Annotated in this window: 12 protein-coding genes and 1 pseudogene; 6 read left to right on the top strand and 7 right to left on the bottom strand. The window is 62.4% G+C overall.

The annotated features are described in order from the left end of the window. Nucleotides 1-388 precede the first annotated feature (388 nt). Both gdhA and E5E96_RS15545 read left to right on the top strand, forming a co-directional pair. Nucleotides 389-1,735, top strand: coding sequence for an NADP-specific glutamate dehydrogenase (gdhA, locus tag E5E96_RS15550; protein WP_171282544.1), 1,347 nt, complete (start codon nucleotides 389-391; stop codon nucleotides 1,733-1,735). A 198-nt stretch (nucleotides 1,736-1,933) separates the two neighbouring features. Beyond that, nucleotides 1,934-3,517, top strand: a complete 1,584-nt coding sequence (locus tag E5E96_RS15545; protein ID WP_171282543.1) for a carboxylesterase — start codon at nucleotides 1,934-1,936, stop codon at nucleotides 3,515-3,517. Between the two features lie 114 nt (nucleotides 3,518-3,631). Here E5E96_RS15545 and E5E96_RS15540 read toward each other — a convergent pair whose 3' ends face one another. Together E5E96_RS15540 and E5E96_RS15535 are read right to left on the bottom strand one after the other, a co-directional pair. Then, on the bottom strand, nucleotides 3,632-4,000 hold the full coding sequence (locus tag E5E96_RS15540) for a VOC family protein (RefSeq protein ID WP_043160720.1): 369 nt from the start codon (nucleotides 3,998-4,000) through the stop codon (nucleotides 3,632-3,634). Between the two features lie 153 nt (nucleotides 4,001-4,153). Continuing rightward, nucleotides 4,154-4,621: a hypothetical protein gene (locus E5E96_RS15535; RefSeq protein WP_171282542.1), complete on the bottom strand. Its 468-nt coding sequence runs from the start codon at nucleotides 4,619-4,621 to the stop codon at nucleotides 4,154-4,156. A 256-nt stretch (nucleotides 4,622-4,877) separates the two neighbouring features. Between E5E96_RS15535 and E5E96_RS15530 the strand changes: the two genes are divergently transcribed. Further along, a complete protein-coding gene (locus E5E96_RS15530; RefSeq protein WP_253264649.1) occupies nucleotides 4,878-5,555 on the top strand; it encodes an HNH endonuclease signature motif containing protein in 678 nt (225 codons plus the stop codon). A 57-nt stretch (nucleotides 5,556-5,612) separates the two neighbouring features. Here E5E96_RS15530 and E5E96_RS15525 read toward each other — a convergent pair. The 4 genes and pseudogenes from E5E96_RS15525 to E5E96_RS15510 all read right to left on the bottom strand — a co-directional run bounded on the left by E5E96_RS15525 (nucleotide 5,613) and on the right by E5E96_RS15510 (nucleotide 8,752). Then, nucleotides 5,613-6,200, bottom strand: a pseudogene (locus tag E5E96_RS15525) (histidine phosphatase family protein). 144 nt (nucleotides 6,201-6,344) lie between these two features. Next, entirely contained in the window at nucleotides 6,345-6,998 is a 654-nt protein-coding gene (locus E5E96_RS15520; protein ID WP_017779224.1) for a transcriptional regulator, read from the bottom strand. Nucleotides 6,999-7,056: 58 nt separating this feature from the next. Then, nucleotides 7,057-8,346: a serine dehydratase subunit alpha family protein gene (locus tag E5E96_RS15515; protein WP_171282540.1), complete on the bottom strand. Its 1,290-nt coding sequence runs from the start codon at nucleotides 8,344-8,346 to the stop codon at nucleotides 7,057-7,059. 22 nt (nucleotides 8,347-8,368) lie between these two features. Next, complete coding sequence (locus tag E5E96_RS15510; RefSeq protein WP_171282539.1) at nucleotides 8,369-8,752, bottom strand: Rid family detoxifying hydrolase; 384 nt, start codon at nucleotides 8,750-8,752, stop codon at nucleotides 8,369-8,371. 248 nt (nucleotides 8,753-9,000) lie between these two features. Here E5E96_RS15510 and E5E96_RS15505 point away from each other — a divergent pair, with 248 nt between their 5' ends. The 3 genes from E5E96_RS15505 to E5E96_RS15495 all read left to right on the top strand — a co-directional run bounded on the left by E5E96_RS15505 (nucleotide 9,001) and on the right by E5E96_RS15495 (nucleotide 13,071). Next, nucleotides 9,001-10,296 carry an amino acid permease gene (locus tag E5E96_RS15505; RefSeq protein ID WP_216368090.1) on the top strand — a complete coding sequence of 432 codons (1,296 nt, stop codon included), beginning with the start codon at nucleotides 9,001-9,003 and terminating at the stop codon, nucleotides 10,294-10,296. Between the two features lie 189 nt (nucleotides 10,297-10,485). Beyond that, nucleotides 10,486-12,495 carry a methyl-accepting chemotaxis protein gene (locus E5E96_RS15500; protein WP_171282538.1) on the top strand — a complete coding sequence of 670 codons (2,010 nt, stop codon included), beginning with the start codon at nucleotides 10,486-10,488 and terminating at the stop codon, nucleotides 12,493-12,495. A 285-nt stretch (nucleotides 12,496-12,780) separates the two neighbouring features. After that, entirely contained in the window at nucleotides 12,781-13,071 is a 291-nt protein-coding gene (locus E5E96_RS15495) for a hypothetical protein (protein ID WP_171282537.1), read from the top strand. 65 nt (nucleotides 13,072-13,136) lie between these two features. On the opposite strand, the gene E5E96_RS15490 is transcribed toward E5E96_RS15495, so the two are convergent. Further along, a complete protein-coding gene (locus E5E96_RS15490) occupies nucleotides 13,137-13,325 on the bottom strand; it encodes a hypothetical protein (RefSeq protein WP_011705509.1) in 189 nt (62 codons plus the stop codon). Between the last annotated feature and the right edge of the window lie 36 nt (nucleotides 13,326-13,361).

Genomic DNA, 13,361 nt, shown 5'->3' with positions numbered 1-13,361 from the left:
AAAAATGCATGACAATTCGATTGCCGCCGGCGCCGCCGAAGCCAGCATGGCAATGGCCACTTCTGCCGTTGCACGGGATCTTCTCGCTACGCCATAAAGATGCATAAAATATGCAAGAAACGATAACCCAAGCCAAATGACAGCAACATTTTCTTGCTATTTATTAATCAAAAATGCATAAAAAGATTTTGATTCGCGCGAATTATCTGCCCCTGTCGGCGCTCTTTTCTGCTGTTTTCGGCGATTCACACAATAATTTTCGCCCAATTGCGAAAAACACCAAATATTCACCTGCATCCAGGCCTGACAAAAACCATAAATTTGGCTGCAGGGTGTGCACTTTTCTCTGGCAAGAGGCCACTTTTACCCTTCACTACAGGAGTTACAGATGAGTCATTCCCTCTCCCAGGCGGATTTTCTGGCCCAAGTCGCCAGCCGCAATCCCCATCAACCGGAGTTCATTCAGGCCGTGAGCGAGGTGATCGCCTCCATCTGGCCTTATGTGACGCGCCACCCCCGCTACCTGCAGCACGGCCTGCTGGAGCGGCTGGTGGAGCCGGAGCGGCTGATCCAGTTTCGGGTGAGCTGGGTGGATGATCGAGGCCAGGTGCAGGTGAACCGGGGCTACCGGGTGCAACACAGCTCTGCCATCGGTCCCTTCAAGGGGGGGATGCGCTTTCACCCCTCGGTGGATACCTCGGTGCTCAAGTTCCTCGCCTTCGAGCAGACCTTCAAGAATGCCCTCACCACCTTGCCCATGGGCGGCGGCAAGGGGGGCAGCGATTTTGATCCCAAGGGCAAGAGCGAGGGAGAGGTGATGCGCTTTTGCCAGGCGCTGATGCTGGAGCTGCATCGCCACCTCGGCGCCGATACCGACGTGCCAGCTGGCGACATCGGGGTGGGCGGGCGCGAGGTGAGCTACATGGCGGGCATGATGAAGAAGCTCACCAACAGCGCCGAGTGCGTCTTTACCGGCAAGGGGCTCTCCTTTGGCGGCAGCCTGATCCGCCCGGAAGCCACCGGTTACGGCCTGCTCTATTTCGTCGAGGCCATGCTGGCCAACCGGGGACAATCCCTGGACGGCATGACGGTCTCTGTGTCGGGTTCAGGCAACGTGGCCCAGTACGCCATCGAGAAGGCGATGGCCCTCGGCGCCCGGGTCATCACCGCCTCCGACTCCGGCGGCACCGTCTACGATCCGGCGGGCTTTACCCCCGAGAAACTGGCGCGGCTGATGGCGCTCAAAAACGAGCAGCGCAAGCGCATCGCCGATTACGCCCACGAGGAGGGGCTGGAGTTTTTCAGCGGCCGCACTCCCTGGCACCTGCCGACGGACGTCGCCCTGCCCTGCGCCACCCAGAACGAGCTGGATGAATCGGACGCCGTCACCTTGATTGCCAATGGCGTGCAACTGGTGGCCGAGGGGGCCAACATGCCGAGCAGCGCCGCCGCCATCCGCCGCCTGCACGAGGCCAAGGTGCTGTTTGCCCCGGGCAAGGCCGCCAACGCCGGCGGGGTCGCCACCTCGGGCCTCGAGATGAGCCAGAATGCCCAGCGCCTCTGCTGGAGCCGGGATCAGGTGGATGCCCACCTCAAGGGGATCATGACCAGCATCCACGCCACCTGTGTGCACTATGGCCAGGATGAGACGGGTCACGTGAACTACGAAAGCGGCGCCAACATCGCCGGCTTCGTCAAGGTGGCCGACGCCATGCTGGCCCAGGGGGTCTGCTGACGCCGCCAGCGACCGCACAGACGGACAGCATTACCACAGAGGGCAGCCCCGGGGCTGCCCTCTGTTTGCTCGGATGAGTCGCTCACTGTCTGTACTTATCACCTTGTTTCCCTTAGGCTTTAAGCCAGCTTTCGACCCTTAGTACGGCCGCCGTGGACGCGGAGCCGCCCCTCTTTTATCAGTGCCAAGGATTCTCCCATGCTGGCTCGCACCCGCCGCCTCGTTCGCCGCCTTCTTCTCAGCCTGCTGGGCTTGCTGCTGCTCGGCTGGACCCTGATCGCCTACTTCGCCTGGCAGGCAGCGCCGCTGCAGCCCTGGCACACCCTGGTGCCACCCGAGCTCAGCGCCGAGCAGCTCGATGACAGCGACTGGCAGGCCTATCTGGCCCACGAGCAGCAGCTGTTCGAGCTGGTGACCAAGGAGGTGATCGTCAGAACGCCGCCGGAGCAGCAGCTCGACAGCAATCGCTACTATCAGGATGCCCCCATCAATCCGGCTCATTTTGCAACCGACTGGAACCGCTCCTATCTGCTGCGCCCAAGCGGCGAGGTGAAAGGTGTGGCGGTGTTCCTGCACGGTTTGACCGACTCCCCCTACAGCCTGCGCCACCTGGCCCAGCGCTACCGCGAGCAGGGCTTCATCGCCCTGGGGCTGCGCATTCCGGGCCACGGTACCGTGCCGGCCGGGCTGGTCGACATCGACTGGGAGACCTGGCTGGCCGCCACCCGGCTGGCGGTGCGCGAGGCCAGGGTACTGGCGCCCAGCCCGCTGCCGCTGCATCTGGTGGGGTTTTCCAACGGCGGCGCGCTGGCGGTAAAATATGCGCTCGATGCGGAAGGTGACAAGACGGGCACGCTGGCAAGGCCGGATCGGCTGGTACTCATCTCCCCCATGATAGGGGTGACCCGCTTTGCCCGTTTCGCCGGTCTCAAGGCGGTGCCCGCCCTGCTACCCGCTTTTGCCAGCGCCGCCTGGCTCGACACCATGCCGGAGTTCAACCCCTTCAAGTACAACTCGTTTCCGGTCAACGGCGCGCGCCAGTCCTACCGGCTGACCCACGCTATCCAGCAGCAGGTGCGTGAGCAGGCCGCCAGCGGCGAGTTGGCGGCCTTCCCGCCCACCCTCACCTTCCAGTCGGTGATGGACTACACCGTCAGTACCCGCTCCATCATCGCCGATCTCTATCACTTCCTGCCTGCCAACGGCAGCGAGCTGGTGCTGTTCGACATCAACCGCGGCACCCTGTTCGGCCCATTGCTGAGCAGCGCCTCCGAGCTGGCGCTGAGCCACCTGCTGCCGCGCCCGCCGCTCTCCTACCGGCTGACGGTGGTGGGCAACCAGGCGCCCGCCAGCACCCGCACCCAGGCTAGCAGTTTGCCGGCCGGTGGCGGGCCTGAGCAGATCCAGCCCCTCGACATCGACTACCCCAGGGAGATCTACTCCCTCTCCCACGTGGCCCTGCCCTTCCCGATGGATGACCCCCTCTACGGCATGGCGCCACGGCCAGAGCAGCGCGAGCAATACGGCATCAACCTGGGGGGCCTGGCCCTGCGCGGTGAGCGCGGGGTCCTGATCGTCAACCCCGGCGCCCTCACCCGCACCTCCTCCAACCCCTTCTACCCCTATCTGCAGCAGAAGGTGATAGAGACGCTCACCGCGCCAGCCCAACCGCCGGCCGGCAAGCAGCCAACCCCGGTCTGGGACAGCGAAGACGAGGCCGCCTATCAGGCGGAGCGGGAACAGTTTCTACAGGATGCGCAGGAGAGCGAGGCTCCCTTCTAGGGCCCTTGCCAGGGCCCGTTGCGGCTGTGCGTCAGGATGGGGCCAGCGCTAGGCCTCTCACAACTCGCCCCGGCAGGGCGGTATCCACCGGCCGTCACACGATGGGAAGCGCCATCAGGGATAGCGGCTGATCTCAATCAGGTTCTGATCCGGATCCAGGCAGTAGACCGACTCGATGGGGCCGCAGGCCCCGCTCTTGGTCACCGGCCCCTCCACTATCTCCACCCCGTGGCAATGGAGCTGGGCGATGACCTGATCCAGCGGCCAGCGAGTGATGAGGCAGAGATCCCCCGAGCCCACCTGCGCCCGGTTGCGCGGCTCCTGCCCCAGCAGTTGCAGATTGATCTTCTGGTTGCCAAAGCGCAGGGCCCGGCGCCCCGCCCCGAAGGTGATGGCTTCCATGTTGAGCACTGAGCTGTAAAACGCGACGGCCCGCTCGATGTCACTGACCGTCAATACCAGATGGTCGATATGGCTGATCATGTCCCCTCCTGGCTGATGTGTGTCGATAGTGCTGGCCCGACAGACGGCTCTGTGGGCACCCTCATCATACCCAATTGTCCACCTGGCAACTGTGCCGAATGGCGCAAAGGTGGCCGAGTAAAGCCGCTAGCTGAGCGAAGGCGGCATTGGCCTTCACTGCTGGGGACCACACGCCTGATCACGCTGGGCCAGCAGGGCTTCATCATCACTGTCCATCGCGGCCAGAATGGCCTGATTGCAGGCGCGCTCAGCCTGCCGAGCCGCATCCGGTTTGCTCTCGCGAATGTCGGCGATCATGGGGCGGTAGTTAACTGAAGCGGCGCAGTACATGGCGCGATACTGGGGCTGCTGCACGTTGCTGTCGTCCTGGCGGGACAACTCGCCACACAGCTTGCTAAATAGTGCCGCAGCCTTGACGGTGCATTGGCTGAAGCGCCGTGCATCCTGCTCGTAACTGCGGCAGACGCTTTTCGGCTGCAGTTGCCAAAACTGGAAAGCAAAGGGGATTTGTTCCCCCTCATACTCCACCACCAACGACTTGAGCTCAGTGCCATAAATATCCGATACCTGCTGCTGTACCAGATTGAGATAAGCCGAGAAAAGATAAGAAACCGGATCCATCACCACCTCCTTGTGGTTGACCTGGGTGAATTGACGTTTGTAACTCCCCTACTCTAAGTCCTCCACGAAAGGACCCACTCTAGCCTACTGCTTACTATCAGCTAATTGCTTGATGATGCACACATTATTGTGTCAACACAGCTGAAACAAGGTGTCGATTGGATTAAGATGCGCACCATATCAGGTAACTCGGATGGGGCCATCCCGATCAAATCGGGGCTCAGGGCGACCGAGAAACAGGGCTGAGGAGCCAGTTTTGCGCGGGACATGGACAGAAGAGGAATTAAGGGCGACGGTCAGCGCCTATCTGGCGATGCGCACCATGGAGCAAAATGGCGCCCCCTTCGTCAAAAAGCGCTATTACACCGAACTCGCTAACCAGTTTGGCCGCACCGAGAAGGCATTCGAGTATCGAATGCAGAACATCTCCTATATCTGCGCCCTGCTAGGGCGGACCTGGGTATCAGGTCTCAAGCCGGCTAAAAACGTGGGCCCCCACAATGCCCCCATCATAGAGCGCCTGCTCTGTGAGCTCGATGGCCAACCCTATACCGGCAAGGCTGCCTTTGAGCATCAAGTGAGCCGCTACCAGACCAAGCCAGTACTCCCCACGCCCATCGGCATCCAAGAACCACAGCCGCGTTATGGAGCCAACCCTGGCTATGGGCGAGATCCAAAGGTGAAGGCTTGGGTATTGATGACGGCGGTGGGCCATTGCGAAAGCTGCGCACAGCCGGCCCCTTTTCATGCCACCACGGGAGACGCCTTTTTAGAGGTGCATCATCTGCGCACACTCGCCGAAGGGGGTTCGGATACCATCAGCAACACGGTGGCGCTCTGCCCTAATTGCCACCGTGAGCTGCACTATGGCGTCAACCAGGCACAAAAGCGTGAAGCTCTTTACCAGGCGCTGCCCAGGCTGGTGCGAGAATAACGCGCCTGCTACGCTCATAAAAAACGGCTCGCCAATGGCGAGCCGTTTTGGTCGGGGTCAGCAGGGGATCCGCTCGATGCGGCCGCCGCTCAGTTTGAAGAAGGCATCCTGCGGCAGCTCCTGCAGCCAGGTGGTGGTGTAATCCAAGTCCGCATAGGCGCCGCGCAGCATGGCGCCGAACAGGCCGTGGGAGACCACGATGGCGCGCTCGGCGATACGCTCATCCTGCAACCAGCTCAGCGCCCGGCCTTGAATGCTTTGAAAACTCTCCCCCGCGGGAGCTTGCAGATACCAGTCTGGCTATTCCAGATCGAGCTCGGGGTGGGCCGCCAGCAGCTCGGGCACCCGGCGACTCTCCCACTCCCCCATCCCCAACTCCACCAGCCGCTCGTCCCAGACGATACGCGCTTGGTCCAAGCCAAGCTGCTGGCACACCCGCTCCGCGGTCTGGCGCGCCCGGCCGAGGGGGCTGGCGTAAATGGTCCAGTCGGCAGGCTCGGCCAGTAGCTTGGCCAGGCGGGTGCCCATGGCGAGGGCCTGGGCTTCCCCCTTGGCGGTCAGTTCGGAGTTGCAGCGCCCCTGCAGCCGCAGTTCGGCGTTGTAACGGGTCTGGCCGTGGCGCAGCAGATAGAGGGTACGGGACATGGTTTCTCCAGCAGGTTCAATGAGATAACAAAAACAGAAGAGGCATGATAACAGATGCGCCGGGGCAGCCAAGGCGCAGGCGGGGGGCGTAAAAAAACAAAACGGGTCAATGCTGACCCGTTAATGCTGGCAGGCGCCGCGCGCTCAGCCCTTCTTGATCTCCCGCAGATAGCGGTAGATGGAGTGCACCGAGATGCCGAGCTGGCGGGCGGCTATCTGGGCGCTGTCTTTGAGCTCGAAGATGCCGAGCTCGTGCAGCTGGTTGACCATGACCCGGGTCTTCTGGGACGGGGGCACCGCCTCGTTGCCGCGCACCTCGGCACTGACGGTGTCGATGGTGCTGTTGAGGGCCTCGTCGATGTTGCGGGCAAACACCTCCGGGGTGGCGTGACCATCGTGGCCGTGCAGGCACTCCGGCATCATGGTGCGCAGCACGGATTGCAGCGGGGCATCCATGTCGGTGTTGATGCAGAGCAAGCCGATGGCCTGCCCTTCACCATTGCGAATGACGGTGGTGAGCGAGCGCAGCGTCTTGCCGGTGGCGCACTTGGTCATGTAGGGGCTGGAGATATCCTGCCCGCTCTTGAGTTTCATCATCGCCAGATTGGTGATGGGGGCACCAACGCTGCGCCCCGTGATATGGCCGTTGGCAATCTTGATGATCGACGGATTGCGCGCATCCAAGCTGTGCAGCAACACCTCGGTGTGCTGACCATACATGGCGGCGATGCCGTCCACGATGATCTCCATCGCCTTGAGGATCTCGAAATCGGTCGGACTCAGCTCTTGCAGCTTCACATTGAAACCTTATAAAAGGGCCGCCGACCCGGGCAAGGGCGGCAGCCGACAGGGACACTCAGGCGGACATGATATCAATAATGGTGCTGTCTGTGGCAGACATGCCGTCTTTGACCATCTGGCCCACGTTGCGAATGGTCTGCTCCACGTTGCCCGCCACTATCCCCTGCCCCGATACCCCGTGGCTGTTGAGCGCCATCAGGAAGCCGCGCACCGCCGCCCCGGAGGAGGTGCTCACCTTCATGGCGCAGGAGGCCTTGGCGCCATCGCACACCATGCCGGCGCTGTCGCTCAGCACGTTCTGGATGGCGTGGCAGGATTGCTCGAAACTGCCGCCCGCCAGATAGACCATGGCCATGGCGGCCGCCGCGCTGGTGACCGTGTTGCCACAGAAGGCCGACAGTGGCGGATAGTGGGACTTGATGTAGATGGCCCCCAGGTGGCTCATGATGAGGGCGCGGGCCAGCTGCTCTTCGCTGGCACCGAAGCGCTCGGCGATGACCACCACCGGGATGGTGGCGGCGATGCCCTGGTTGCCGCTGCCGAAGTTGCTCATGGCCGGCAGGCTGGCGCCCCCCATGCGGGCATCGGAGGCCGCCGCGGTGCGCATCACGATGCGGTTCATCACGTCCTCGCCGATGAGGCCGGCCTGGATGTTCTGCTGCATGGTGCGGCCGATCTCGAGGCCGTAGGGGTTGTTCATCCCCTCGTCGGAGAGTTTGCCGTTGAGCTCGGAGGCCTGCAGGATAAAGCGGATCTGCTCGAACTCCACCTGGGTGGCGAACTCATGAATGGCGGCGATGCTGATGTCGACCCCGTCGCAGATGGCTCCGATGGCGCCGCCCTGGCCCTGCTCGGCCGTGAAGGTCACTTCATCATTGCGGCGCTGCTCGACGATGCGGGTATGGCCGCCGCACAGGGTCACCTCGGCGCTGTGTTCGGTGCCCTCTGCATCAAGGCCCAACAAGCGGACCCGGCAATAGATGAACTCAGGGGCCGAGGTGCGGCTCACCTGCACCTGGCCTGCATCGATCAGCTCCTGCGCCTCTGCGACCTGGGCCGGTGTGATGGCGGCCAGCACCTCCAGCCCGGCCTCGGCGTTGCCGCCGATGGCGCCGGCGGCAGCGGCAATGGCCAGCCCAATCTTGCCGGTGCCCGGCACATAGACCCCCATGGAGTTCTTGTAGAGGTTGTCCGAGACCACCACCTCCAGCCGGACGGGCTTGCAGCCCAGTTGCCGGGCGGCGACGGCGGCGGCATAAGCGGCGGCGATGGGCTCGGTACAACCCAGTGCCGGTTTGACAACCTGTTGAATAATCTGCAGATACTGCTGCCACGCTTGCTTCATCAGAACACCCTTTCTATCAACATTAACCAGCGATGTGAGCGATCGCTTCCACTTCCACCCTGACACCCATCGGCAGATCCTTCACGGCAAAGCAGCTGCGGGCTGGGCAATCTTTCAGGAAATAGCGTTTATAAACCTCGTTGAACGCGGCAAAATCAGTGATCTCGGCGAGATAGCAGGTGGTCTTGAGCACGGTATCCAGGTTGCCGCCGGCGGCCTCCAAGACATGCTTGAGGTTCTCCAGCGCCTGACGGCTCTGGGCTTCAATACCCCCTTCCACCACGCCGCCCTGCTGTTTGCACACCGGCAGCTGGCCGGAGGTAAAGATGAGATCGCCATAGGCAGTGCCATGGCTGTAGGGACCGATGGCATCGGGTGCGGCACCCGCCACGATGATCTTTTTCATATCGCCACTCCTTAAAATGCAATTATTTTTGCAATCAATAGTCTCGTCTTGTTCAACATTATTTGCTTATTAGGCATTCCATTCAACTAAAACCTGCAAAAACAGCGATAAATTCGGTAGCAGGCGCAAATTGAAAGCGTGATCTGTCTCCCTCTTTAGGTAGAAGAGCGATAAAAAGCATTGTTTTGCCGCTTTTCATTCAACTATATTTGCGCCTGATTTTTACCCCTACAAAAACAAGGTATTTTATGGACGCGCACAGTACGACACTCACCCGGCCCGTGATGGGCACGCTGGAATGGAAAGAAGCGGTTCGTTTCGACAGCACCGACTGGGGCTGGGTCATCATGAGCATCGGCATGGCCATCGGGGCGGGGATCGTCTTCCTGCCGGTGCAGGTGGGACTGATGGGGCTGTGGGTGTTTCTGCTGTCGGCGGTGATCGGCTACCCGGCCATGTACATGTTCCAGCGCCTCTTCATCAATACCCTGGCCACCTCGCCCGAGTGCAAGGACTACCCCAGCGTCATCACCGGCTACCTCGGCAAGAACTGGGGCGTGCTGCTCGGCGCCCTCTACTTCGTGATGCTGGTGATCTGGGTGTTCGTCTACTCCACCGCCATCACCAATGACAGCGCCTCCTTCCTGCAAAGCTTCGGGGTCACCCAGCAACTGCTCTCCGAGAATCCCTTCTACGGGCTGGTGCTGATCTGCGCCCTGGTGGCGCTGGCCTCGCGCGGCGAGAACCTGCTGTTCAAGATCTCCACCTTCATGGTGCTGACCAAGATCAGCGTGGTGGCGGTGCTCGGCCTGATGATGGTGAGCAAGTGGGATGCCGCCAACATCACCGCCATGCCGGCCAGCGGTGACTGGCTGAAGGATGCCATCGTCATGCTCCCCTTCACCCTCACCTCCATTCTCTTCATCCAGAGCCTGAGCCCCATGGTGATCTCCTACCGCTCGCGGGAAAAATCCCTGGAAGTGGCCCGCTTCAAGGCGATGCGCGCCATGAACATCGCCTTTGGCATCCTGTTCGTGGTGGTGTTTTTCTACGCCGTCTCTTTCACCCTGGCCATGGGCCACGAGCAGGCGGTCAAGGCCTCCGAGGAGAACATCTCGGCGCTGGCCATGGTGGCTCAGGGCATGCCGGGCCAGACCCTCAAGCTGCTCAGCCTCACCCTCAACATCTTCGCGGTAATGACCGCCTACTTCGGCGTCTATCTGGGCTTTCGTGAAGCCTGCCAGGGGCTGGCGATGAACCTGCTGCGCCGGGTGATGCCGGAAAATCGCATCAACAAGGGGCTGGTGGGCAAGGGCATCATGCTGTTCACCGTGCTGCTCTCCTGGGGGGCCATCGTGCTCAACGCCCCGGTGCTGAGCTTCACCTCCATCTGCAGCCCCATCTTCGGCATGGTGGGGTGCCTCATCCCGGCCTACCTGGTCTATCAGGTACCGGCGCTGCACAAGTACAAGGGAGTCTCCCTCTACATCATCATCGTCACCGGCCTGCTGCTCTGCGTCTCGCCCTTCCTGGCGTTCAACTGAGCCGCGACCTTCTCCCATCGGCAACGGGCCACCCTCAGGGTGGCCCGTTTTTCTGACCCATTCAGCCCCCCTCACCACGGGAAAAAGCCAAGGGGATCACAACTTCCACCCCGCCCCCAGCCGAGCCCCCCGGCGAGGAGTAATATCCAGCCATCCCGCTACACGCCCCGTCGGGGCCCGAGGCTTCATATGAAATGGATATTCACGCCCGCCATCCGGCTCGGCAATCAGCTCTCCTTCAAGTACAAGTTTTTGCTCTGGTCCTGCCTGATGCTGCTGCCGCTCGCCTACAGCATGACCAACCTGCTGGGCCGGCTGCAGGATGACAACACCCAGGCCCGCAAGGAGCTGGCCGGCGTGGTCAAGCTGGCGCCGCTGCCCGCCATCGAGCAGGCCCTGCTGAGCCATCGCAACCTGGTCACCCGGCACGGCTATGAGCAGAACCCGGTCGGCGAGGAGGAGGTCAAGGCCGCGGCCCGGGCCGTCGATGCGAGCCTGGCCGCCTTTGCCGCCACCAAACAGCAAAACCCCGTGTTCGATACTCTCGCCCAGGAGTGGTCCAGCCTGCAAAACGAGGCGCTCGGGCTCGAGGTGGATCAGAGCAACCTGCGCCACGACAAGCTGCTGACCGAGGTGCGCCACCTCTACAAGAGCACCACCGCCGCCAGCAGCCTGGTGCAGGATCCCGCGCTCGGCACCTACTACATGGTGGTGCTCGCCAGCGAGCGGCTGCCGCAGCTGCGCGATCTGCTGGCCCAGGTGCGGGATCGGGCCGCCACCATCGCCGACTTCGGCCTGTTTCAGGCCCAGGGCTACAGCGCCCTGCGCTTTCGCCTCGACCTCATCAACGCCACCCTGCAGGAGCTGGAGGCCGACCTGACCCTGCTCTATGAGATGGCGCCCGCCTATCGCAGCGAACTGGGGGGCCAGCAGACCGACGCCCTGCTGCAGCAAGCCTATCAGGGGATCGATACCCTGGAAAACAAGATGATGAAGGATCAGCAGGTGCAGCTCTCCAGCAAGGAGGTGCTGGCGCTGGGGGATGGGCTGGATGCCGCCATCACGGCGCTGGCGGGTCAGGTGCGCCAGCGGCTGGAGGCGGATCTGCACCAGCGCATGACCGCCAACCAGCGCCACTTCTGGTGGGTGACCGGGCCGCTGACCGCCATCCTGCTGGTCTATCTCTACCTGATGATCGGCGCCTATCTCTCCTTACGCGGCACCGTGGGCCGGGTGCGGGAGATCGCCGCCCGGGTCAACGCCCAGGATCTCAGCCAGCAGATCGAGATCGTCGGCCAGGATGAGCTGGCCGCCATCAGCCGGGATTACAACGTGACCCTGCAGACCCTGCGCACCCTGATGCTGCGGGTGCGGGAGAACGGCGTCAGCGTGGTGGAGAGCGCCACCGAAATCGACGCGCGGACCTGCCGCTCCCAGGAGGTGATCGCCGATCAGCAAGGGGAGACCCATCAGGTGGCCACCGCCATCAAGGAGCTGGCCGCCACCTCCCACGACATGGCAGGCAACGCCCAGCAGGCCGCCCGCATGACCCAGGAGGCGCAGGCTGTGGTGGGTCAGGGCGAGGCGGTGGTCGAGCGTACCATCAAGGCCATCGACCACATCAACCGCGAGGTGCTGCACACCGCCGAGACCATCGGCCAGCTGGAGCAGCAGTGCAGCCAGATTGGTGGCGTGATCGGGGTGATCCGCAGCATCGCCGAGCAGACCAACCTGCTGGCGCTCAACGCCGCCATCGAGGCGGCCCGCGCCGGCGAGCAGGGGCGCGGCTTCGCGGTGGTGGCCGACGAGGTGCGCTCGCTGGCCAACCGCACCCAGGGGGCCACGGTCGAGATCCAGCAGATGATCGAGCAGTTGCAAACCGGCGCCCGCGCCTCGGTCAGCGCCATGTCCGCCGCCAGCCGCGAGGCGCAGGAGGGGGTTGGTCTGGCCCAGGAGGCCCAGCAGGCCTTTGGCGCCATCACCGAGCGGGTGGGCAGCATGGTCGATACCAACTCGGTGATCGCCAGCGCCATCGAACAACAAGGGGCCGTGGTCAACGAAATAGAGCGCAACGTGGTGCGCATCTCCGATGGCAGCGACGAGGCGCTGCAGGTGGCCAACGCCGCCCGCGACGCCGCCCGCCAGATCCACCAGCTCACCGAGCAGCTGCGAGCCATGGTGCAAAGCTTCGTGCTCTGAGCCGGCGCCCATCACCCACGCCATCGCCAGCCCCTGCCGGGGCTGGTTTTTTTTGCCAATTCAGACGATCGGGCAGCATTGTTTTTCTTGGCGAAAAAAGTATCGACTACCCATTGTGCGATAAGGATAAAGCGGGGTAATCTTCAGCCACAACAAGATTCGAACGTTACCTTTATTGCCTGCAACAGGCCCGGGGATCAGTTCGACGCCCGAGAAACAGTTCGACGAAAGTTCGGCGAGAGGAAGCTCGCATCACGACACAACCGTTCAGGCGAGGTATCGCAAATGGCGAAGTACCAGTTTTTCTCTATCCCGGCCTCCAACCGGCAGCAGTACACCTTTATCGACATGGCCTCCCCCACTTTCCTGCCCGAGAAAGCGGCGCTGCTGGCGCAGGGGTTCGAGGTGGAAGAGGATTTCATCGACGCGGCCAACCCGCGCGAGGCGGTGGAGAAGTATCGCTCCAACTTCCTCTACGTGGCCGATGAGATAGGCAAGTCGGACGCCGGTTACGCCGCGGCCATCGCCGTGCAGGCGCTCGGCAAGACACTGCTGGGGCAAAACCGAGACAATTGAGCTGATAAATGAAGCGCGGCCAGCGGCAAGCTGCCGATGGCCGCAGGCAATGCTGGCAATGTAGTTCAGCAGCGGGCGAGCTGGCGGAGCATCTCGATAAGCTCCTCCTCGCTGCTGGGCTCATAAGCGAGCTGCAGGCTCGGCGCGGCGCCCCCCATCAACATGTAGACGTGGGTGCTGCAGTGATCGTAGTGATACCACTTACCGTCGATACAGACGTCGGTGTAGCATCTCGGGTCCCTTTCAAGTTCCATACGCACATCCTTTTGTTACATCCCTTCAACATCACT

The organism is Aeromonas sp. 1805 (assembly GCF_013085525.1).
Classification (GTDB): domain Bacteria; phylum Pseudomonadota; class Gammaproteobacteria; order Enterobacterales; family Aeromonadaceae; genus Aeromonas; species Aeromonas hydrophila.
The sequence above is the reverse complement of the archived record's forward strand: the minus strand, read 5'-3'. Positions and strand labels throughout refer to the sequence as shown.

What these genes read in the sequence shown, in the direction of transcription:
- gdhA (WP_171282544.1), top strand. Translation starts at nt 389, where the DNA reads ATGAGTCATTCCCTCTCCCAGGCGGATTTTCTGGCCCAAGTCGCCAGC.
- E5E96_RS15545 (WP_171282543.1), top strand. Translation starts at nt 1,934, where the DNA reads ATGCTGGCTCGCACCCGCCGCCTCGTTCGCCGCCTTCTTCTCAGCCTG.
- E5E96_RS15540 (WP_043160720.1), bottom strand. Translation starts at nt 4,000, where the DNA reads ATGATCAGCCATATCGACCATCTGGTATTGACGGTCAGTGACATCGAG.
- E5E96_RS15535 (WP_171282542.1), bottom strand. Translation starts at nt 4,621, where the DNA reads ATGGATCCGGTTTCTTATCTTTTCTCGGCTTATCTCAATCTGGTACAG.
- E5E96_RS15515 (WP_171282540.1), bottom strand. Translation starts at nt 8,346, where the DNA reads ATGAAGCAAGCGTGGCAGCAGTATCTGCAGATTATTCAACAGGTTGTC.
- E5E96_RS15510 (WP_171282539.1), bottom strand. Translation starts at nt 8,752, where the DNA reads ATGAAAAAGATCATCGTGGCGGGTGCCGCACCCGATGCCATCGGTCCC.
- E5E96_RS15505 (WP_216368090.1), top strand. Translation starts at nt 9,001, where the DNA reads ATGGACGCGCACAGTACGACACTCACCCGGCCCGTGATGGGCACGCTG.
- E5E96_RS15500 (WP_171282538.1), top strand. Translation starts at nt 10,486, where the DNA reads ATGAAATGGATATTCACGCCCGCCATCCGGCTCGGCAATCAGCTCTCC.
- E5E96_RS15495 (WP_171282537.1), top strand. Translation starts at nt 12,781, where the DNA reads ATGGCGAAGTACCAGTTTTTCTCTATCCCGGCCTCCAACCGGCAGCAG.
- E5E96_RS15490 (WP_011705509.1), bottom strand. Translation starts at nt 13,325, where the DNA reads ATGGAACTTGAAAGGGACCCGAGATGCTACACCGACGTCTGTATCGAC.